At 67.0% G+C, this 17,830-nt stretch carries 18 protein-coding genes; 3 read left to right on the forward strand and 15 right to left on the reverse strand.

Annotated elements, in window-relative coordinates; all coding sequences use genetic code 11:
- Window position 1: 1 nt before the first annotated feature.
- Window positions 2–700, forward strand: coding sequence for an urea ABC transporter ATP-binding subunit UrtE (gene urtE / locus CAL25_RS20900; RefSeq protein ID WP_094803581.1), 699 nt, complete (start codon window positions 2–4; stop codon window positions 698–700).
- A 12-nt stretch (window positions 701–712) separates the two neighbouring features.
- On the opposite strand, the gene CAL25_RS20905 is transcribed toward urtE, so the two are convergent.
- The 3 genes from CAL25_RS20905 to CAL25_RS20915 form a co-directional block, all read right to left on the reverse strand.
- The gene (locus CAL25_RS20905) at window positions 713–1,243 is read right to left on the reverse strand and encodes an anti-virulence regulator CigR family protein (RefSeq protein WP_249279189.1); all 531 of its coding nucleotides are present in this window, start codon (window positions 1,241–1,243) and stop codon (window positions 713–715) included.
- Window positions 1,244–1,347: 104 nt separating this feature from the next.
- The gene (locus CAL25_RS20910) at window positions 1,348–2,427 is read right to left on the reverse strand and encodes a DUF1963 domain-containing protein (RefSeq protein WP_094803585.1); all 1,080 of its coding nucleotides are present in this window, start codon (window positions 2,425–2,427) and stop codon (window positions 1,348–1,350) included.
- Between the two features lie 156 nt (window positions 2,428–2,583).
- The gene (locus CAL25_RS20915) at window positions 2,584–3,066 is read right to left on the reverse strand and encodes a YajQ family cyclic di-GMP-binding protein (RefSeq protein ID WP_094803587.1); all 483 of its coding nucleotides are present in this window, start codon (window positions 3,064–3,066) and stop codon (window positions 2,584–2,586) included.
- A gap of 166 nt (window positions 3,067–3,232) precedes the next feature.
- Between CAL25_RS20915 and CAL25_RS20920 the strand changes: the two genes are divergently transcribed.
- Entirely contained in the window at window positions 3,233–3,706 is a 474-nt protein-coding gene (locus CAL25_RS20920) for a CopD family protein (protein ID WP_094803589.1), read from the forward strand.
- Window positions 3,707–3,734: 28 nt separating this feature from the next.
- On the opposite strand, the gene CAL25_RS20925 is transcribed toward CAL25_RS20920, so the two are convergent.
- The 12 genes from CAL25_RS20925 to CAL25_RS20980 form a co-directional block, all read right to left on the reverse strand.
- On the reverse strand, window positions 3,735–4,454 hold the full coding sequence (locus CAL25_RS20925; RefSeq protein ID WP_094803591.1) for a M23 family metallopeptidase: 720 nt from the start codon (window positions 4,452–4,454) through the stop codon (window positions 3,735–3,737).
- Window positions 4,455–4,802: 348 nt separating this feature from the next.
- Window positions 4,803–6,185, reverse strand: a complete 1,383-nt coding sequence (locus CAL25_RS20930) for a methyl-accepting chemotaxis protein (RefSeq protein ID WP_094803593.1) — start codon at window positions 6,183–6,185, stop codon at window positions 4,803–4,805.
- A gap of 508 nt (window positions 6,186–6,693) precedes the next feature.
- On the reverse strand, window positions 6,694–7,578 hold the full coding sequence (locus CAL25_RS20935) for a pirin family protein (protein ID WP_094803595.1): 885 nt from the start codon (window positions 7,576–7,578) through the stop codon (window positions 6,694–6,696).
- A 134-nt stretch (window positions 7,579–7,712) separates the two neighbouring features.
- Window positions 7,713–8,567: a DUF2325 domain-containing protein gene (locus CAL25_RS20940; protein ID WP_141217966.1), complete on the reverse strand. Its 855-nt coding sequence runs from the start codon at window positions 8,565–8,567 to the stop codon at window positions 7,713–7,715.
- 149 nt (window positions 8,568–8,716) lie between these two features.
- On the reverse strand, window positions 8,717–9,067 hold the full coding sequence (gene cyoD / locus CAL25_RS20945) for a cytochrome o ubiquinol oxidase subunit IV (RefSeq protein ID WP_094803597.1): 351 nt from the start codon (window positions 9,065–9,067) through the stop codon (window positions 8,717–8,719).
- A complete protein-coding gene (gene cyoC, locus CAL25_RS20950; RefSeq protein ID WP_094803599.1) occupies window positions 9,067–9,684 on the reverse strand; it encodes a cytochrome o ubiquinol oxidase subunit III in 618 nt (205 codons plus the stop codon). Before cyoC ends, cyoD begins: the two co-directional genes overlap by 1 nt.
- Window positions 9,685–9,690: 6 nt before the next feature.
- Window positions 9,691–11,667 (reverse strand): cytochrome o ubiquinol oxidase subunit I, encoded by a 1,977-nt coding sequence (gene cyoB, locus CAL25_RS20955; RefSeq protein WP_094803601.1) that lies wholly within the window; start codon window positions 11,665–11,667, stop codon window positions 9,691–9,693.
- A 3-nt stretch (window positions 11,668–11,670) separates the two neighbouring features.
- A complete protein-coding gene (gene cyoA / locus CAL25_RS20960; RefSeq protein ID WP_094803603.1) occupies window positions 11,671–12,582 on the reverse strand; it encodes a ubiquinol oxidase subunit II in 912 nt (303 codons plus the stop codon).
- Window positions 12,583–12,846: 264 nt separating this feature from the next.
- Window positions 12,847–13,398: a response regulator transcription factor gene (locus tag CAL25_RS20965; protein ID WP_094803605.1), complete on the reverse strand. Its 552-nt coding sequence runs from the start codon at window positions 13,396–13,398 to the stop codon at window positions 12,847–12,849.
- Window positions 13,399–13,403: 5 nt separating this feature from the next.
- On the reverse strand, window positions 13,404–14,606 hold the full coding sequence (locus CAL25_RS20970) for an ATP-binding protein (RefSeq protein ID WP_094803607.1): 1,203 nt from the start codon (window positions 14,604–14,606) through the stop codon (window positions 13,404–13,406).
- Window positions 14,607–14,860: 254 nt separating this feature from the next.
- Entirely contained in the window at window positions 14,861–15,553 is a 693-nt protein-coding gene (locus tag CAL25_RS20975) for an HAD family hydrolase (protein ID WP_094803927.1), read from the reverse strand.
- A 123-nt stretch (window positions 15,554–15,676) separates the two neighbouring features.
- Entirely contained in the window at window positions 15,677–17,014 is a 1,338-nt protein-coding gene (locus tag CAL25_RS20980) for an MFS transporter (protein WP_094803608.1), read from the reverse strand.
- A gap of 78 nt (window positions 17,015–17,092) precedes the next feature.
- Here CAL25_RS20980 and CAL25_RS20985 point away from each other — a divergent pair, with 78 nt between their 5' ends.
- On the forward strand, window positions 17,093–17,830 hold the full coding sequence (locus tag CAL25_RS20985; protein ID WP_094803610.1) for an ArsR/SmtB family transcription factor: 738 nt from the start codon (window positions 17,093–17,095) through the stop codon (window positions 17,828–17,830).

Consider the following 17,830-nt stretch of genomic DNA (forward strand, 5'->3'; position numbering starts at 1 on the left):
CATGCTCGCAGCCGAAAACATCAATCAGTATTACGGCGGCAGCCACACACTGCGCGGCATCTCGCTCGACGTGACGCGGGGCCAGTGCCTGGCGCTGCTGGGCCGCAACGGCGTGGGCAAGACCACGCTGCTCAAATGCCTGATGGGCGTGCTGCCGGTCGCGCGCGGCGCCGTGCGGCTGGATGGCGTGGACATCACCCGGCTCGCGCCACACAAGCGCGCGGCGCTGGGCATGGCCTACGTGCCGCAGGGCCGGGACATCTTCGCGCGCCTGACCGTCGAAGAAAACATTCTGATGGGCATGGCCACCAAGCCGGCCGCGCGGGCGCGGCGCATCCAGGGCGACATCTATGAGCTGTTCCCGGTGCTCAAGAGCATGCTCAAGCGCCGCGGCGGCGACCTCTCGGGCGGCCAGCAGCAACAGCTCGCGATCGCGCGCGCGCTGGTGGCCGAGCCCAGGCTGATCATCTTCGACGAGCCCACCGAAGGCATCCAGCCCTCGATCATCAAGGACATCGCGCGCGTCATTCACCTGCTGCGCCAGCGCGGCGACATGGGCATCGTGCTGTGCGAGCAGTATTTCGACTTCGCGCGCGAGCTCGCCGACACCTTCGTGGTGCTGTCGCGCGGTGAAGTGGTGGCCGCGGGCGATCGCGGCGAGATCGATGGCGACCACGTGCGGCGCCACCTGTCGGTGTAGCGCCGCGCGCGCTCAGCGGAAGACGTCGAACAGCACGTCGGCGATGATGCCGCCCGCGATCGCCACCAGGATCAGGTCGCTGCCGGCGATGCGCCATTCGTAGCCGGGATACTCGGGCAGATGCGCGAGCATGCCGCCGGGCACCATCTTCTTGGCGATCCCCGGCGGCAGCGGTTTGCCGCGGGCGAGGTTTTTCTGGATGCCGGGCGGCAGACCCGCCATGCCGGTGACGCCATATTGCACGGCGTAGTCGCGTGCCACGCCGACCGTGATGCCGGCATGGCGCAGATTGACGCTGACGCCGTCGTCGCGGCCCGATTTCTTGTTGCCCTGGCCGTTGCCGTTGCCGTTGCCGTTGCCCTTGCCATTGCCCGGGCCTTTATCGTTGCCCTGGCCTTTGCCATTGCCCTGGCCTTTGCCATTGCCCTGGCCCTGGTTCTGGTTCTGGCCGGGGCCCTTGCCTTCGGGCGGCGCCGCGTGAACGATCGTGACGGTGGCCGCCAGCAACAGGGCGGCGATGAGGGGTTGGCGAGAAAGTCGCATGATGACTCCCATGAACGTGGACCGGCCCGTCGATTATGCCTCGGCCGCGGGCGACAAGACCTCATCCTTTGTGACGAAGCCCCCTCCCGCTGCAACAACCGATGTCAGGTCTGCTGATACACCGCCACCACGCGGTCGAAGCGGCGCGCGGCGAGGTCGTCGGTGCGGATCACGAAATACACCGTTCCCTCGGTCAGCGGATCCGCATACCAGGCCGACAGGTCGACCTGCAGCAGCAGGCGCCATTGGCCGGCGAGCGCCATGATGCGTTCGCGCTCGCGCTGCCACGCCTCGCGCCCGAGAAATTCCACGCCGTACTCGGTCACCACCACCGCCTGATAGCGCGGGTCGTCCTGCTCGGGCAGGGGGCTGCCCAGCAGTTGATGGCGGCGCCAGCCGGGCGTGGGGTAGTCCTGGTTCAGTTCTTCGCGCATCTCGTCGTAGGCCTCGGCGAACGCCTCGGCCGCTGCGTCGCCGGACTTGCCGTGATAGCGCGCCTGCAGCGCGGGCACGGCCGCCATCTCCAGCGAGGCCGGGTCGGGCACGCCCACGGCGGCTTTCAGCTCGAGGGGCTGCGGCGCGGTGCCGTAATTGGTGCCCACCGGCGTATTGGACGCCGGCTGCTTGAATTGCTTGCGGATGGCCTCGCGTTCGCGGCGCTCCTGCTCGGCGGCTTCGGCCAGGGCGGGCGGCATGGCCAAAGGCACCAGCGCCTGCCGTGGCGAGTTGTCCCAGACCACATGCGCCACGCGCGACCCGGACTCCCAGGGCCCCACGGAGAGATCGTAGAAGAACAGCAGGCGCCCATTCGGCGGCAGGGCCTGCGCCACCGGCCCGAGGCGATGCGCCTCTTCCAGGTCGATCTGACCCATGAACGCGTAGGGCAGGTTGCGGCTCAGGTGGTCGCGCATTTCGGCGCCGGCCGCGCTGTTGCCGCGGCCCGCGATCTCGTCCGCGTTGGCGGGCGCGGGAGGCACCGGCCAGGCAGCGCCCGCGGGCAGATCCGGGACACCGCCGAACCGGCTGGCACCCAGCGTCTCGCCGGCGGCGGTTGCGGGCGCAACCGCTGGCGACACGGGCTGCAGGCCGATGACAGGCACCAGCGCCTGCACCACTTGCGCGGCCTGATGCGGTTCGAAGAAAGCGTCGAACGCCTGCTGAGCGTCCTGGGGAGAATCGAACATGCGAGCCCTCGTCGGTGGGATGCGGAATCGGGCGTGCGGCGCGTCAACGAGTTGCCGCGGAGGCGGCGCCGGGGTCGGGCGGCCCGCAGGCCCGCAGGCCCCAAGCCCCTAGGCGCGGGCAGACGCCCGCCCCGCCCGAGGCAGCGCCGCGCGGACTCAGTCGCGGAAGTTGTCGAACTGCAGCGGCAGCTCGACGTCGGTCTTCTTCAGCAGCGCGATCGCGGTCTGGAGGTCGTCGCGCTTCTTGCCGGTGACGCGCAGCTTCTCGCCGTTGATCTGGGTTTCGACCTTGAGCTTGGCGGCCTTGATGGCGGCGATCAGCTTCTTGGAGACCGCCTGCTCGATCCCCTGCTTGATGGTGATCTTCTGACGGGCGCCGCCGAGATTCTCGAGCGGATCCGCCACGTCCATGCAGCGCACATCGATGCCGCGCGCCGACAGGCGGCCGCGCAGGATTTCGATCATCTGCTTGAGCTGGAAGGCGCTGGGCGCGACCTGCGTGATGACCGAATCATCGAGTTCGAACTTGGCATCGGTGCCCTTGAAATCGAAGCGCGTGGCCAGCTCGCGGTTGGCCTGATCGACCGCATTGCTGAGTTCGTGTTTATCGACTTCGGAAACGACGTCAAAGCTAGGCATCAAAAAACCCCACAGAATAGGAAACACAGGGCCGGACCTGCCAGGGTCCGCCCCGCCGGTACAGCCGGCAGTTTAAGACGAAACGCGCGCGCCGGCATTCGCCACCCGGCTATCATGCCCCTTCCGAGGCCGGGCGCCGCCCCCTCTTCTTCAGGCGAGGTGTTTCATGCTTTATGGCATCGTCAAGGCCCTGCACGTGCTGGCCGTGGTTCTGTGGGTGGGTGGCATGGTGTTCGCGCACTGTTTCCTGCGTCCTGCCCTCGCCGGTCAGGACGCGCCCCAACGCCTCACGCTGATGCGGGACGTGCTGCGCCGCTTTCTGGGTGCCGTGCTGCCGGCCGTGCTGTTCCTGCTGCTGTCGGGCGCCTGGATGCTGTTTTCCACGGCCCGCACCGTCGCGGCCACGGGCGGCGTCATGATCGTACCGGGCTCGTGGCACCTGATGGCCGGCCTGGGGATTGTGATGAGCGTGATCTACGCCTACATCCGCTACGCGCTCTATCCGCGTCTTAACGGCGCCGTACAGGCCCAGGACTGGCCGGCCGCGGCACGCGCGCTCACCGGCATCCGGCATGGCGTCACGACCAACATCGTGCTGGGCGCGATCATCATCGTCGCGGTGTTCGCCTGGCGCGGCTGAGTCTCGCGGGGCCCGTGCGGCCCTGCGCTCAACGCTTGGGCAGCACGCCCGTGGGATTGACGGCCTTGCCGTCGCGCCGCAGCTCAAAATAGAGCGCGGGGCTGGCGCGATCGGTGTCGCCCATCTCGGCGATGGTCTGCCCTTGCTTGACCGTCTGGCCCTGCCGCACGAGCAGCTTGCGGTTGTGGGCGTAGATCGTCAGGAACGACCCATTGCCATGCCGCACGATCACCATGTTGCCGTAGCCGCGCAGGCCGGCGGCCGCATAAGCCACCGTGCCGGCGGCCGCGGCCACGACTGGCGTGCCGGCGCTGTTGCTGATGGTGAGCCCGCTCGAGGCGCCGCCGTAGGTGCCGATCAGCTTGCCCTGCGCGGGCCAGATCAATGCGATGCCGGTCACGGGGCCGCCGGACGGGCGCGGCGTGGGCTTGGGCTTGGGCGTCGAACGGGGCGCGGGCTTGGCGCTACCGGTGCTCTTGCCGCCCTGCGACGCGGCGCCGGTCGGTGACTGCACGCGCAACAACTGGCCGCGCTCGATCCGGTTGGCGTTGGGGAGTTTGTTCCAGCGCACCAGATCGGAGACATTCTGGTCGAAACGGCGCGCGATGCTGTAGAGCGTGTCGCCCGACTGCACCCGATAGTGGCCCGACGGCGTACTGGCGGGCGTGGAGGCGCAAGCCGCGAGCACGAGGCTGAGCGCCAGGCAAGCCGCGAGACGCGACGCGCGCCCCAGCCTCTGGCGGCTCACGCACAGGATGGCGTGCAGGCGACGGCCGGCCTGGGCGCACAGGGTGGCGGGGTGAAACCTGGGTACGGAGCGGCTCGAAACGGACAAAACGACGGCGGTTTGGGTTGGACGACCCCGGAAGGGTACCAAGAAATGCCGCCCTCATTACGACAAGGCACCACACTTTTCGCAGCCTTGTTGCAGCCGATTGCGCTCGGGCAAGGCGATGCGCGGCCCCTGCGCCCGTCGCGCGGCACGCCAGGCGGCCACATCCCGCGTGGCGGGCTCGACGGGAAAAAGACGGCGCGGGCAAGCCGCCCGCGCCGACCGTGCCCCCGCACGGAACAACGGTACGAACCTGCCGCGACGCTAGCGCGCTGCGACGCGGCGCGGCATCTCCAGGACGACGGCCGAGGTTTCCCGCCGCGGCGGCACCACGACCACATCGCTGTGGGTCAGATCGTCGGTCACGTCCGCCAGCGTGGCGGATTGCGCCAGCGAGACCTCCACGACCTCGGCCATGATCTCGGTGACCCGATGCGAGGAGGACACGATCTCCTCCATCGTGCTGCCGGCGGACTGGACCTGGGCCGCGCCGCGCTCGATCTGCGCGACCGACGCCGTGATGAGCGCCTTGATTTCCTTGGCCGCCGCCGCGCTGCTCTGCGCCAGGCTGCGCACCTCGGCCGCCACCACCGCAAAGCCGCGGCCGTGGGCTCCGGCGCGCGCGGCTTCGACCGCCGCGTTCAGCGCCAGAATATTCGTCTGGAAGGCGACGCCGTCCATCACGCCGATGATGTCCGAGATCTTGCGCGAGCTGGCCGTGATGGCCTCCATCGTGCGCACCACGTCCTCGACCGTGCGCCCGCCCTCCTCGGCCACCTGGCAGGCGGCCTGCGCCAGCTCGTTGGCCTGCGCGGCCCGGCCGGCGTTCTCGGTCAGGCCATCGACCGCGGTGCGCAGCGTCTGCGCGGCCGTGAACCGGCGCGTGATGTCGGTCGCGTACTTCACGACCTTGAACGGACGGCCTTCGGGGTCGAGGATCGGGTTGTAGCTCGCCTCGATCCACACGTTGCGGCCACCCTTGCCGATGCGCAGATACTGACCCGTCTCGTGCTGGCCGGCGCCGAGCCGGCGCCAGAATTCGGTATAGGCCGAACTGCGGCGCTCTTCGGGCTGGACGAACATGCTGTGGTGTTGGCCCACGATCTCTTCGCGGCGGTAGCCCATGGCACCCAGGAACAGATCGTTCGCGTCGATGATGGTGCCGTCGAGCTCGAACTCGATCACGGCCTGGACTTTCTCGATGGCCGCCATCTTGCCTTCGAGATCGGCATTGCGCGCCTGTTGCTCGGTGATGTCGGTGGCGTACTTCACCACCTTCCAGGGTTCACCGTGCGAATCGTGAATCGGGTTGTAGCTGGCCTGCAGCCAAACCTCGCGGCCATCTTTGGTATATCGCTTATACCGGCCCGCGTCGAAATTGCCCTGCGAGAGCTTTTTCCAGAATGCCGCGTATTCAGGCGACTCGCGTTCCGCGGGGTCGACGAACATGCCGTGATGCCGGCCCTGCACTTCATCGAGCCGATAACCGAAAAAATCCAGGAAATTCTGGTTTGCCATCAGCACATGACCCTGCAGATCGAACTCGATCACGGCCTGGGCCTTGTGCAATGCGCCGATCTGACCGAGCAGGTCGACGCGTTTATCCCGCCCTAGATGAAACAGACTGCCTAGTGAAAAGTATTGCATCGTGTTCTCCCGTGCCAGGAACTCCGCAATTCGGACTCCGAGGGCGAGGCTGGTTGCGCCGGCGCCTCTCGCCAACAACCACTTTCGCGTGCAACCCTGGGCCCGATGGACGCCTCATGGCGTCTCTTGGTGGGAACTTCCGTGCTGCGATGGGGTCCGGGTCGTTCTTTCCACTGATAACGGCCTGCGGCAACACGCGCGCTCATCAACTGGCATGAACGCGTCGGATGCGGCATCCCTGATTAATACGCGCAATTAACGACGGCCCGCGCCGCATTCTGTATGGGGGTAAACGCCGACAAACAGAATTAATTTGCGCTGCATTGCAGGCGTAAATAATGACATGCACAAATCCGGCTCGCGCGACGCGCCGAAAAGAAATATTCCGCAATAAAACCGTCGAGAAAATTCATTATCTTTGAGACGCCAGTATCATTATTCCCGACGCATAAAAAAAAAGCCGGCGGGCTCTGGCCCACCGGCTTTGCACTGACCCGAGTCCGGGCAATCAGTGCGCGGCTTCCACCGTTTCGCGCATGTCGCCGAAACGACCTTCGTTGAAGTCGCGCATGGCCTCCACGATCTCCTGCTGCGTGTTCATGACGAACGGACCGTGACCGACGATGGGCTCATCGATGGGCTCACCGCTCAGGATCAGCACCAGGGCGTCGTTGTTGGCTTCCAGCTCGATCCCTTCGCCCGCGCCTTCCAGCACGGCCACCTGGGCGTCGCGCAGCACATGCTCGCGATTGAGCAACACCGTGCCCCGCAACACCACGACCGCGGTGTTGTGGCCCGCCGGTACCGGCAGCCGCGCCACGCCGCCGGCGTTCAGCCGCGCATCCCAGACGTTGAGCGGCGTGAAGGTGCGCGCGGCGCCGCGCGTGCCGTCGAGCTCACCCGCGATGAGGCGCAGCGTGCCCGCCCCGTCCGGCAGTGCGACCGACGGAATCTCGTCCGCCGTGATGCTCTGGTAGCCCGGCGCGGCACGCTTGTCACGCGCCGGCAGGTTCACCCACAGCTGCACCATTTCGAGCGGACCGCCGCGCTCGGTGAACGCGGGCGAATGAAACTCCTCGTGCAGGATGCCGCTGGCGGCGGTCATCCATTGCACGTCGCCCGGGCCGATCGTGCCGCCCTCGCCGGTCGAGTCGCGATGCGAGACCTCGCCGTCATACACGATGGTGACGGTCTCGAAGCCGCGATGCGGATGCACGCCCACACCGCGCGGCTGATCCGCGGGCTCGAAACGCGCCGGCCCGGCATAGTCGAGCAGCAGGAACGGGCTCAGTTGACGGCCCAGGGTTTGATACGAAAACAGCGAACGCACGGGGAATCCGTCGCCCACCCAATGCGCGCGGGGCGCGCTGAAGGTACCCAATACTTTCTTCATGATCGTTGCTCCTGACCGTGCGCTGCACGGGTCCAGTGGTTCATGGATCAACGATAAAGCCGGCGCGCTCCGGCCGGTAGCCCCCCAAAAACGGTCGCAGCGTCCCACATATGGAACACTGGCGGCGCAAGGGCCTACTCGGACCGGGCCCGCGCCGGATGCAGGCGGACGACCTGCCGGGTGTCGTCGAGGGCCGTGGGATCATCGACCAGCAGGCACTGCTTGCCGTGCCGCTTGCAGTGATCCTGCACGCGCCAGAAGTCGCCGTGGCTCACGCAGCCGGTCTGGCAGATGACGAGGTCGGCGGCGTCGAGGCAAGCCTCGAGATCGTGTTCCGTAGAAGACGCCCGGGCATCGTCTCGCACTGCGTCGGGTGAGCGGGGCACGCCGGTCGCGCCGGCATGAGGGTCGCGGGGCCGGTCGGCGTGCTCGCGCCCGTCGCCTTCGATCGCCAGGAACCGCGCGCCGCTCAGCTCGGCCAGCACCCGCGCGAGCCGCGTGGTGCCTTCGTCTCCCCCGATGCACAACACGGATTTGCTGACGGGAAGCGATCCGGCGGCCGGCGTACCGGCGGCCGGCGATCCGGCGGCCGGCGTAACGGCGGCACGCAAGCCCGCGGCCGTCCAAGCCGCGCCCGCCGTCCCCCGGCTCACGCGCACCGCGGGCATGGCCAGGGTCGGCACCTGCCGCGCGCGCACCAGCGATTGCACCCGGCCAGCGAGATACTCCACCTGACGCGCCAGCGTGACCCGCCGGGCCAGCCCCGGCACGGCCGCTTCGAGCGCCTGCCGATCGGCGCCGGCCCAGGCGAGCCGGGTGTCGCGCATGATGACCTCGGCGCGCAGCTGCATCGTCTCGGCCTGCAAGGCCTCGATCCGGCGCGCCTGCGCGTTCAGCATCGCCGAGCAGCGGGCCTGAACGCGGCCATAGCTGGCGAGCAGCGCGGCGTGCTCGCGCTTGAGGTGTTCGTAATCGTCGAGGACAGGCATGGCGCAACTCCGGGAAAACAACGCGCGGACCGCCATTATAGATAGGAATGATTTTTATTACCAACCGCAAAACGACACAACGCACGGCCGCCGGGCAAAAAAAAACGGCAACGCTCGCGCGCTGCCGTTTTCCCGTGCATGCAGTCCGATCAGTTGGGCATCGGGTGCAGCATGTTGGCGTTCATGTTGTGCAGAACCCAGACCGAGCCGCCGACGATGATCGCGATGATCATCACGGTGAACAGGAAGGTGCTGAGGTTGTCGCGCTCGCCGCCAGGCTTGGTGCCCATGTGCATGAAGAACACCAGTTGCACGAGCAACTGTGCCACGCACATGACCAGGATGCCGATCAGCGCGACGGCGCGGCTGAAGCCGCCGTCCATCACGAGATAGAACGCACCGAGGGTGAGGATGATCGACAGGATGAAGCCGATGATGTACGACTTCAGGCTGCCGTGGCTGGTGTGGCCGTGATCGGCCGCAACGTCATGACTCGACATTACAGGGCCCCCATCAGGTAGACGAAAGTGAAAACGCAGATCCAGACGATGTCCAGGAAGTGCCAGAACAGGCTCAGGCACGCCAGACGACGCTTGTTGATCGAATCCAGGCCGTAGCGACGGACCATGTCGATCATGACCAGGATCCAGATCAGGCCGGCCGTGACGTGCAGGCCGTGGGTGCCGATCAGCGTGAAGAACGCCGACAGGTAGGCACTGCGGCCCGGACCGGCGTCCAGGTGGATCAGGTGCATGAACTCATAGATTTCCATGGCGATGAAGCCCGCTCCGAACAGGAACGTGATCCACAGCCAGGCGATGACCTTGCCGCGGTTGCCCGCGTAAAGGTTGAGCATCGCCACGCCGAACGTGAAGCTCGACACGAGCAGCAGCATGGTTTCGACCAGCACGAAGGACAGGTCGAAAAGGTCACGGCCGTGCGGGCCACCAGCGGTGGCGTTGGACAGCACGGCGAAGGTAGCGAACAGGACCGAGAAGATCAGCAGGTCGCTCATCAGATAGACCCAGAAACCGAAAACGGTCTTGGATCCATCGTCGTGGTGCTCATGACCGTGGTCGTGGGCACCGTGGGAGTGAGTGGCAACAGCGTTGGTCATGATGGATCAGGCGGCCTTTTGCATGGCGTTGAAATGGGCGTTTTCGATCCGCTCGACTTCGGCGGCGGGGACCCAGTAATCGACATCGCGGTCGTAGGCGCGGCGGATGAACGAGCCGACCATGCCGACCAGACCCACGATGGCGAGCCACCAGATGTGCCAGATCAGCGCGAAGCACATGACCAGGCCGAAGGCGCCCATGAACACGCCAGCACCGGTATTACGCGGCATGTGGATGTCTTCGTACTTGGCCGGGCGCTTGTAGGCGACGCCGTTTTCCTTGTCTTCCCAGTGCTGGTCGAGCGAGTCGACGTGCGGCACGACGGCGAAGTTGTAGAACGGAGCCGGCGAAGCGATCGACCATTCCAGCGTGCGGCCATCCCAGGGATCGCCGGTCACGTCGACGTTCTTCTTGCGGTCGCGGATCGAGACGACGATCTGCATCAGGAAGAACCAGATACCCAGGGCGATCAGAACGGCACCCACCAGGGCGACGATCAGGTAAGGCTGCCATTCCGGATTGTCGTAGCTGTTCAGGCGACGGGTCATGCCCTTGAAGCCCAGCACGTACAGCGGCATGAAGGCCACGTAGAAGCCGACCAGCCAGCACCAGAACGAGTAGCGGCCGAGCTTTTCGTTGAGCGTGAAGCCGAAGGCCTTGGGCCACCAGTACACGATCGCGGCGATACAACCGAACACCACGCCGCCGATGATGACGTTGTGGAAGTGGGCGATCAGGAACAGGCTGTTGTGCAGCACGAAGGACACCGCGGGGATGGCCATCAGCACGCCGGTCATGCCACCGATCACGAAGGTGATGATGAAGCCCAGGGTCCAGAGGATCGGCACCGAGAACAGCACGCGGCCGCGGTACATCGTGAACAGCCAGTTAAAGATCTTCACCCCGGTCGGGACGGAGATGATCATTGTGGCGATACCGAAGAACGCGTTGACGTTGGCGCCCGCACCCATCGTGAAGAAGTGGTGCAGCCAGACCAGGAACGACAGCACGCCAATGGCGGCGGTCGCGTAGACCATCGACTTGTAGCCGAACAGCGTCTTGCGCGAGAAGGTCGCGACGATTTCCGAGTACGCGCCGAAGCACGGCAGGATCAGGATGTACACCTCGGGGTGGCCCCAGATCCAGATCAGGTTCACGAACATCATGGCATTGCCGCCACCGTCATTCGTGAAGAAGTGCGTGCCCAGATAGCGGTCGGCGGTCAGCAGCGCCAGCGTGGCGGCCAGCACCGGGAAGGCGGCGACGATCAGCACGTTGGTCACCAGGGAGGTCCAGGTGAACACGGGCATCTTCATCAGCGACATGCCGGGAGCGCGCATGCGCAGGATCGTGACGACGAAGTTCACACCCGACAGCGTGGTACCGAGCCCTGATATCTGCAGCGCCCAGATGTAGTAATCCACCCCCACGCTTGGACTGTAGTCCAGGCCCGACAGCGGCGGATATGCCAGCCAGCCGGTCGCGGCGAATTCGCCCACGAACAGCGACAGCATGATCAGCACGACGCCGGCGAAGAACAGCCAGAAGCTCAGCGAGTTCAGGAACGGGAACGCAACGTCGCGCGCACCGATCTGCAGCGGCACGACCAGGTTCATCAGGCCCGTGATGAGGGGCATCGCCATGAAGAAAATCATGATGACGCCGTGGGCGGTGAAAATCTGATCGTAGTGATGCGGGGGCAGGAAGCCCGGGGAGTCGGCAGAGGCCACGGCCAGCTGCGTACGCATCATGATGGCGTCGGCGAAGCCGCGCAGCAGCATGACGAGCGCGACCAGGATGTACATCACACCAATACGCTTGTGGTCGACCGTCGTGAGCCATTCGGTCCACAGGTACTTCCACTTGCCCATGAAGGTGATCGCGCCCAGCAGCGCAATACCACCCAGTATTACGGCGGCCAGCGTAACCATGACGATGGGGTCATGGAACGGGATGGCCTCCAAGGAGAGTTTCCCAAACATCAATTACTCCGCAGCGGCGATCAGATTGTTGGACGTAGCCGTGCACGTGGCAGAGTCCACGCCGGCGATCCGGGTCATTTGGTTGTGCACGATGTTGTCGAACATGCCGACGGGCGCGCTCGAAAACAGTTGCACCGGATTCTTCTGGCTGGGCTTGGCCAGCGCTGCGTAGACATCGGGCGTCATGGGCGTGTTGGACGCCTTGGCCTTCTGGATCCACGCTTCGAAATCCTGCGGGGTGGTGGCGTGGGCCGTGAAACGCATGCCCGAGAAGCCGCCGCCGCTGTAGTTACCCGACACGCCGAAGTACGAACCGATCTCGAACGCGTTGAGATGCAGCTTCGTTTCCATGCCGGCCATCGAATAGATCATGCTGCCGAGCTGCGGAATGAAGAACGTGTTCATCACCGAAGCCGAGGTGATGCGGAAGTTCACCGGGGTGTCGACGGGGAACGCGATCTCGTTGACGGTCGCGATGTCGTAGTCCGGGTAGATGAACAGCCACTTCCAGTCCAGCGACACGACTTCGATGTTGATCGGCTTCACGTCGGAGACGAGCGGACGATAGGGGTCGAGTTCGTGCGACGACTTCCAGGTGAAGAACGCCAGGATCGACACGATGATGACCGGCACCGTCCAGACGACGATTTCGATCTTGGTCGAGTGCGACCACTTCGGATCGTAGGTCGCGGACGTGTTCGACGCGCGGTACTTCCACGCGAACACGATCGTCATGATGATGACCGGCACGACGACCAGCAGCATCAGACCAAGCGCGATGAGGATCAGGTTCCGTTCCTGGACGCCGATGTCTCCCTTGGGAGAAAGGACTTCCATCGAACAGCCGCCGAGAAGCAGCAGGACAGCGCCGACGCCCAGGGCGCGCGCAAGATTCGCAAGGTGGGGGTGTTTCACGTACAGCCTTGGATATGGATGGAAAGGAGGGCTCACCGCGGACGCAGCAAACCAGCAAACTTTCGAATGGTATCCAGGGAGATCGCGCGGCAGGTGCGACGGATCGTCGCACTGCATCATGGGATGGGGCACCAAAACGGTGCATTTTGCGGGCCCGCCCCGAGCCGACGGGTCGGTAGGGAGCGTGCGGGGTGCGGCAATATGTCGCACCCTCGCTGGCCGCCGGCACAAACGGTGTTGGCCTGGCGCCGCGATCCGGCAAAGTCAGTCGAGAACGGACTCGCGCTCGGGACCGGGCTTTTTCATCAGCTTGCGCTGCAGCGTGCGCCGGTGCATGCCCAGCAGTCGCGCCGCGGCGGACACGTTGCCGCCGGACTCATGCAGCGCCTGCTGGATGTGCTCCCATTCTAGGCGGTGCAATGGCGTCATGGTCGATTCAATCGTAACGGTTTCTGGCTTCATCAGCCCGAGCGTACGCAGGATCATCGGCGCCGTCGCCGGCTTGGGCAGATAGTCGTCGGCGCCCCGCTTGATCGCCTCGACCGCCGTGGCCACGCTGGCGTAGCCCGTGACCAGCAGGATGCGCATGTCGGGCCGCAGGGCGCGCAACGGGCGGATCAGCGTCAGACCGGAATCTTCGCCGAGCCGCAGATCCACCAGCGCGAAGGCCGGACGGATCTCTTCGGCGACCTTGAGCGCCTCGGCGATGTCGCACGCCACGCGGGTTTCGAGGCCACGGCGCGCCAGGCTGCGTTGCAACGTGCGCACGTACAGCTCGTCGTCGTCGATCAACAGACCGTATTCAGAGGGATCCATCTCGTCTAAGTTCCCGAACCTTCGAGGGGCAGGTAGAAACGGATGCACGCGCCGCCGCCTTCGGCAGCCGTGATCGTCATTTCTCCGCCCAGTTGTTCTACTGTCGCATGGGACAGTGCCAATCCTACCCCGAGGCCATCCGGCTTCCCGCTGTGGAACAGCGTGGTGGCCGGCAGCACGGTGTGGTCGGGGTCGAAGCCCCGGCCATGGTCGCGCACCTCGCCCTTGAGCGCGCCATCGCGGTATTCCAGATGCAGATCGATGCGCGGATCGCCCGCCTGCTCGCCCGCGTCGGCCGCGTTGTTGAGCAGCGCCTGCAGCAGGTGCGCGATCGAGGGCTCGACGCGCAACGTCGGCGGCAGGGTACCGGTGCGACGCAGATCGATGGTCGGACGCACCAGGCGCCACTGCCCCACCACGCGCACCAGATCGACCTCCGTGGGCACGGCCAGATTGCGGATGCGCTCGCGGCACAGCGTGAGCAGCTCGCGCAGGGTTTCGACGTCCGCGCGCACCTCGGGTTCCTCGACCTCGGCGGCGATTTCGTCGGCCAGCAGCGTCATGGTCGCCAGGGGCGTGTTGAGCTCGTGCGCCATGGCCGCCGCGTGGGTGGCGAGCGCGACGATGCCCTCGTTGCGTGTGAAGCGCTCGCGCAGCAGGGCCAGCTCGCGCTCACGCACCCGCAGGTCGCTCGCCAGGCGGGTCGAGAAATACAGCACCACGGCCGCCGAGATCAGGAAGTTGGCGCCCAGACCATAGAGCAGCAGCAAATAGGTATTGGGCGTGCCGGCCAGCGGCTGGCCGAACACCGCCGCCGCCGTGTAGCCGGTCAGGCTCGCCAGCGCCGCCGCGAAGGCCCAGTTGCGCGGCAGCGCGAAGGCGGCCAGCGCGATCAGCACGAGGAACATCGTGCCGAACGGATTGGTCAGCCCGCCGCTCCAGCCCACCATCCAGGCCAGCACCACCATGTCGACCAACAGGTGGGCGAACGCCGTGCCATAAGAGAGGTCGAGCGTGCGGCGCAGGCGCAGGCTGGCGTAGATATTGAAGGTGATCAGCGCGCCAACGCCGAGCCAGAGCGGCTGCAACGGCAACGGCAGGCCCAGCAGGTCGCTCGCCACCAGCACCGTGACGGCCTGCCCGGCAATGGCCAGCCAGCGCAGACTGCACAGGGTACGCAGGAACGAGATCGCAGAACTACCGAGCATAAGACCGGGGTGAAGGCGGGGACACGAGCGCATCCGGCCTGACGGCCCCGCGTGGCGGGACCCGGCGCGATGCGGGCCGATTGCGAAAATGCACGCAACAGCGGGCATCGCGTCGATAACGGTGGCGAGCGCCCATTGTAGGTGAATCCGTCCGACCCAAGTTTTTTGGGGACGCACCTGGCCGCGCGCGCCCGCGCGATGGCTGCACGCGACTGGGGCCACGGCCGGGACGCCGGCCCCGGCTCGGCGGCCGCTCAGGCCCGGGCGGGTTGCCAGTCGCGCAACAGGCCGAACAGATCGTCCATATTAGTGAAGACGTGCGCCACGCCGACGGCGCGCAGCGCGTCCGCGGCGCTGTGACCGAGCGCGTCGGGGCTGTAACCGAACACCGTCGCGCCCGCCGCGACGCCGGCCGTGGCGCCGGTGACCGTGTCCTCGATCACGGCGCAGCGCGCCGGGTCCACGCCGAGAGCGCGGGCGGCTTCGAGATACACGTCGGGGAACGGCTTGCTGCGCGGCATTTCCTGGCCGCTGAAGACCCGGCCGGCAAACGTATCGGCCAGATCCACCTTGGCCAGTTGCAGCTCGACCTTTTTGCGATCGGCGCCGGACGCGACCGCGATGCGGCCGTCCAGTTGCTCGTGCAGACGCTTGGCCGCGGCCGGCGCACCGGGGATCTCGTTCAGTTCGCTATCGAGCGCGGCGTTGCGGCGCGCGCGAAACTCGAGAATCCAGTCGTCGGTCAGGCGCTTGCCGGTGCGTTCCTCGATCAGCGGCAGTTCATCGCGCACCGCCTTGCCCGTGAAGATCCGCATGGTTTCTTCGGGCGTGATGCGCCAGCCCTGCTCGCCCAGCATCTGGGACAGCACGCGGTTGGTGATGGGCTCGGAATCCACGAGCACGCCATCGCAGTCGAACAACACGGCATCGAAAGGAAAATGGGACATGGGCTGAACAGGCAGGAAGTCGAAAACGGAAGGCCAGAGCATACTGCACCGCATCGTGCTGTTCTGTCCGGCGTGGATGGGCCCCGCCTGGATAGGCCCGGCCTGGATGGGCCCGGCCTTCCGTCAGGCCCGCGCGGGCCGCTGCCGGCCCGAGGCGAACAAGGCAATCGACAGCGCCTGCAGCAGCATGGCGCACAGCAACCAGCCCCCCGGGGCGAGCAGCCCGATGCCCAGGCCGAACACGGCGGGCGCGAACGCGTAGGCGCCCTGAGACACCGCCACGATGAGCGGCACCGCTCGCGCCGCGTCGGCCGGCGTGAACTCCGTCTGCGCAATCAGCGGCGGCAGGGAGGTCGCGTTGCCGATGCCCGAACCGAACAGCAGCACCCCCGTCACGAGCCAGGCGGGATGAGCGAGCACGCCCCACGCGCAGGCCACGAGCAGCGCCACGCCGAACGCCTGGACTGCATAGGCGGCGCAGGCCACGTTGCGGCGATCGGCGCCGGGCCCGAGCAGCCGCGCGGCCACCATGCGCCCGGCGATGGCCGCCGCCGTGGCCGCCCCCATCAGCCAGCCGGCGCGATCGTTACCGATGCGCAAGGCCAGCCATCCATAGAGTTGCGCGATCAGGCCGATCTGCGCGAACAGGCCCAGCGCCATGCCGAGCGAGAGCGTGAGGAAGCGTCGCTCGCGCCAGGGCGAGGTCAGCGGCGCACGGCTGGCGGGTGACGTGCGTGCGTCCGGCGGCGCCAGCGCGGCGCCCGGCCGGGGTGGCATGCGTGCGTCCGGCGTCGCTATCGCGCCGCCCGGTCCGCGTGGCATGGCGCCGCCATCGGCCTCCTGGCCCAGGCTGGCCGGCGTGTGGCGGAACACCTGACGGGCCAACAGTGCGATCACGGCGACCATGGTCAGGCCGACCGCCAGGCCGGCGCCGGCCAGACCGAGCTGCGCGATCAGCGCCACCCACAGCGGCGCGAAGATGATGCCGCCGACGCTCGCGCCGTTATAGGCCACGCCCAGCGCCCAGGGGCGGCGCGCGGCGAACCAGGGCGAGATCAGCGCATTCACGGCCGCGGCGCCGAGCGCCACCCAGCCCACGCCGCTGGCGAGCGCGGCCACGGCCAGCGCGGCGGGCGACGCGGCCAGCCCCCAACCCGTCACGCCGACCGCCAGCAACACCGCCCCGGTCAGCGTGACCGTGGGCACGCCGAAGCGGCGATACAGGCGAGGCAGCCGCGCCACGACCAGCGCCCCCGCCAGAAAATGCAGCGTCACCATCGCCGAGACCAGCGTGACGCTCCAGCCGGTGCGCGCCACCACCGACTGCAGATACACGGGCGGGCCGTAAAAGCCGACACCCCAGCCGAACACCGCCAGCACGAAGGTGGCGGTCAGCACCGTGGGGCCGAAAAAGCGGCGCGGCGCGCGCGCGGCGGTGGCGGGAATGGCGCTCGGATCCATGGCCGAAGTCCTTGTGAGAGATGAGATGCGCGCAGTATCCTGCGGCTGTCACATGCACACTTCGACCTGGAGCGAACCATGGATGCACTTCCTGCCGACGAACGTATCGCCCAGGTGGCCGCGGCCATCGCCGACCCCGCGCGGGCACGCATGCTCTGCTGCCTGCTCGATGGTTGCGCCCGCACCGCCACCGAGCTCGCCGTGGTGGCCGGCATCGGCGCGTCCACGGCCAGCAGCCACTTTCAGCGGCTGCGCGACCAGGGGCTCGTCTCGCTCACGGTGCAGGGCAAGCATCGCTATTTCCAGCTGGCCACCCCGGAAGTGGCCAGCGCGCTGGAGGCCTTGCTCGTGGTGGCCGGCGTGCCGCGCACGCCGTTCGTGCCGTCCACGCCGCAACACCTGCTGCATGCGCGCACCTGCTATGACCACATGGCGGGCACGGTGGCCGTGAGCCTGCACGACGCGATGTGGGCGCAGGGCTGGCTTGCCGAAGGCGATGGCAGTTATCTCGTGACCGCGGTCGGCGCGCAGCGGCTGCGCGACCTGGGCCTGGATCTCGACACGATGGCGCGCAAGCGCCGCCGTCAGGCCTGTGCGTGCATGGACTGGAGCGTGCGCCGGCCGCATCTGGGCGGCGCGCTGGGCGCGGGCCTGCTGCAGTTGCTGCTGTCGCGCGGCTGGGTCACGCGCGAACTGGACTCGCGCGCGCTGCGGGTGTCGCGCAACGGCGCGCGTCAGCTCGGCGCGGCATTCGGTGTGTTGATCGAACACGAGCCGGCGCGGGCGGCCACCGGCGCGGCCGCGCGCGCCGCCTAG

Origin of the sequence: Bordetella genomosp. 5 (genome assembly GCF_002261315.1) — a bacterium.
Classification (GTDB): Bacteria; Pseudomonadota; Gammaproteobacteria; order Burkholderiales; family Burkholderiaceae_B; genus Bordetella.

What these genes read in the sequence shown, in the direction of transcription:
- urtE (WP_094803581.1), top strand. Translation starts at nt 2, where the DNA reads ATGCTCGCAGCCGAAAACATCAATCAGTATTACGGCGGCAGCCACACA.
- CAL25_RS20905 (WP_249279189.1), bottom strand. Translation starts at nt 1,243, where the DNA reads ATGCGACTTTCTCGCCAACCCCTCATCGCCGCCCTGTTGCTGGCGGCC.
- CAL25_RS20910 (WP_094803585.1), bottom strand. Translation starts at nt 2,427, where the DNA reads ATGTTCGATTCTCCCCAGGACGCTCAGCAGGCGTTCGACGCTTTCTTC.
- CAL25_RS20915 (WP_094803587.1), bottom strand. Translation starts at nt 3,066, where the DNA reads ATGCCTAGCTTTGACGTCGTTTCCGAAGTCGATAAACACGAACTCAGC.
- CAL25_RS20920 (WP_094803589.1), top strand. Translation starts at nt 3,233, where the DNA reads ATGCTTTATGGCATCGTCAAGGCCCTGCACGTGCTGGCCGTGGTTCTG.
- CAL25_RS20930 (WP_094803593.1), bottom strand. Translation starts at nt 6,185, where the DNA reads ATGCAATACTTTTCACTAGGCAGTCTGTTTCATCTAGGGCGGGATAAA.
- CAL25_RS20935 (WP_094803595.1), bottom strand. Translation starts at nt 7,578, where the DNA reads ATGAAGAAAGTATTGGGTACCTTCAGCGCGCCCCGCGCGCATTGGGTG.
- CAL25_RS20940 (WP_141217966.1), bottom strand. Translation starts at nt 8,567, where the DNA reads ATGCCTGTCCTCGACGATTACGAACACCTCAAGCGCGAGCACGCCGCG.
- cyoD (WP_094803597.1), bottom strand. Translation starts at nt 9,067, where the DNA reads ATGTCGAGTCATGACGTTGCGGCCGATCACGGCCACACCAGCCACGGC.
- cyoC (WP_094803599.1), bottom strand. Translation starts at nt 9,684, where the DNA reads ATGACCAACGCTGTTGCCACTCACTCCCACGGTGCCCACGACCACGGT.
- cyoB (WP_094803601.1), bottom strand. Translation starts at nt 11,667, where the DNA reads ATGTTTGGGAAACTCTCCTTGGAGGCCATCCCGTTCCATGACCCCATC.
- CAL25_RS20965 (WP_094803605.1), bottom strand. Translation starts at nt 13,398, where the DNA reads ATGGATCCCTCTGAATACGGTCTGTTGATCGACGACGACGAGCTGTAC.
- CAL25_RS20970 (WP_094803607.1), bottom strand. Translation starts at nt 14,606, where the DNA reads ATGCTCGGTAGTTCTGCGATCTCGTTCCTGCGTACCCTGTGCAGTCTG.
- CAL25_RS20975 (WP_094803927.1), bottom strand. Translation starts at nt 15,553, where the DNA reads ATGTCCCATTTTCCTTTCGATGCCGTGTTGTTCGACTGCGATGGCGTG.
- CAL25_RS20980 (WP_094803608.1), bottom strand. Translation starts at nt 17,014, where the DNA reads ATGGATCCGAGCGCCATTCCCGCCACCGCCGCGCGCGCGCCGCGCCGC.
- CAL25_RS20985 (WP_094803610.1), top strand. Translation starts at nt 17,093, where the DNA reads ATGGATGCACTTCCTGCCGACGAACGTATCGCCCAGGTGGCCGCGGCC.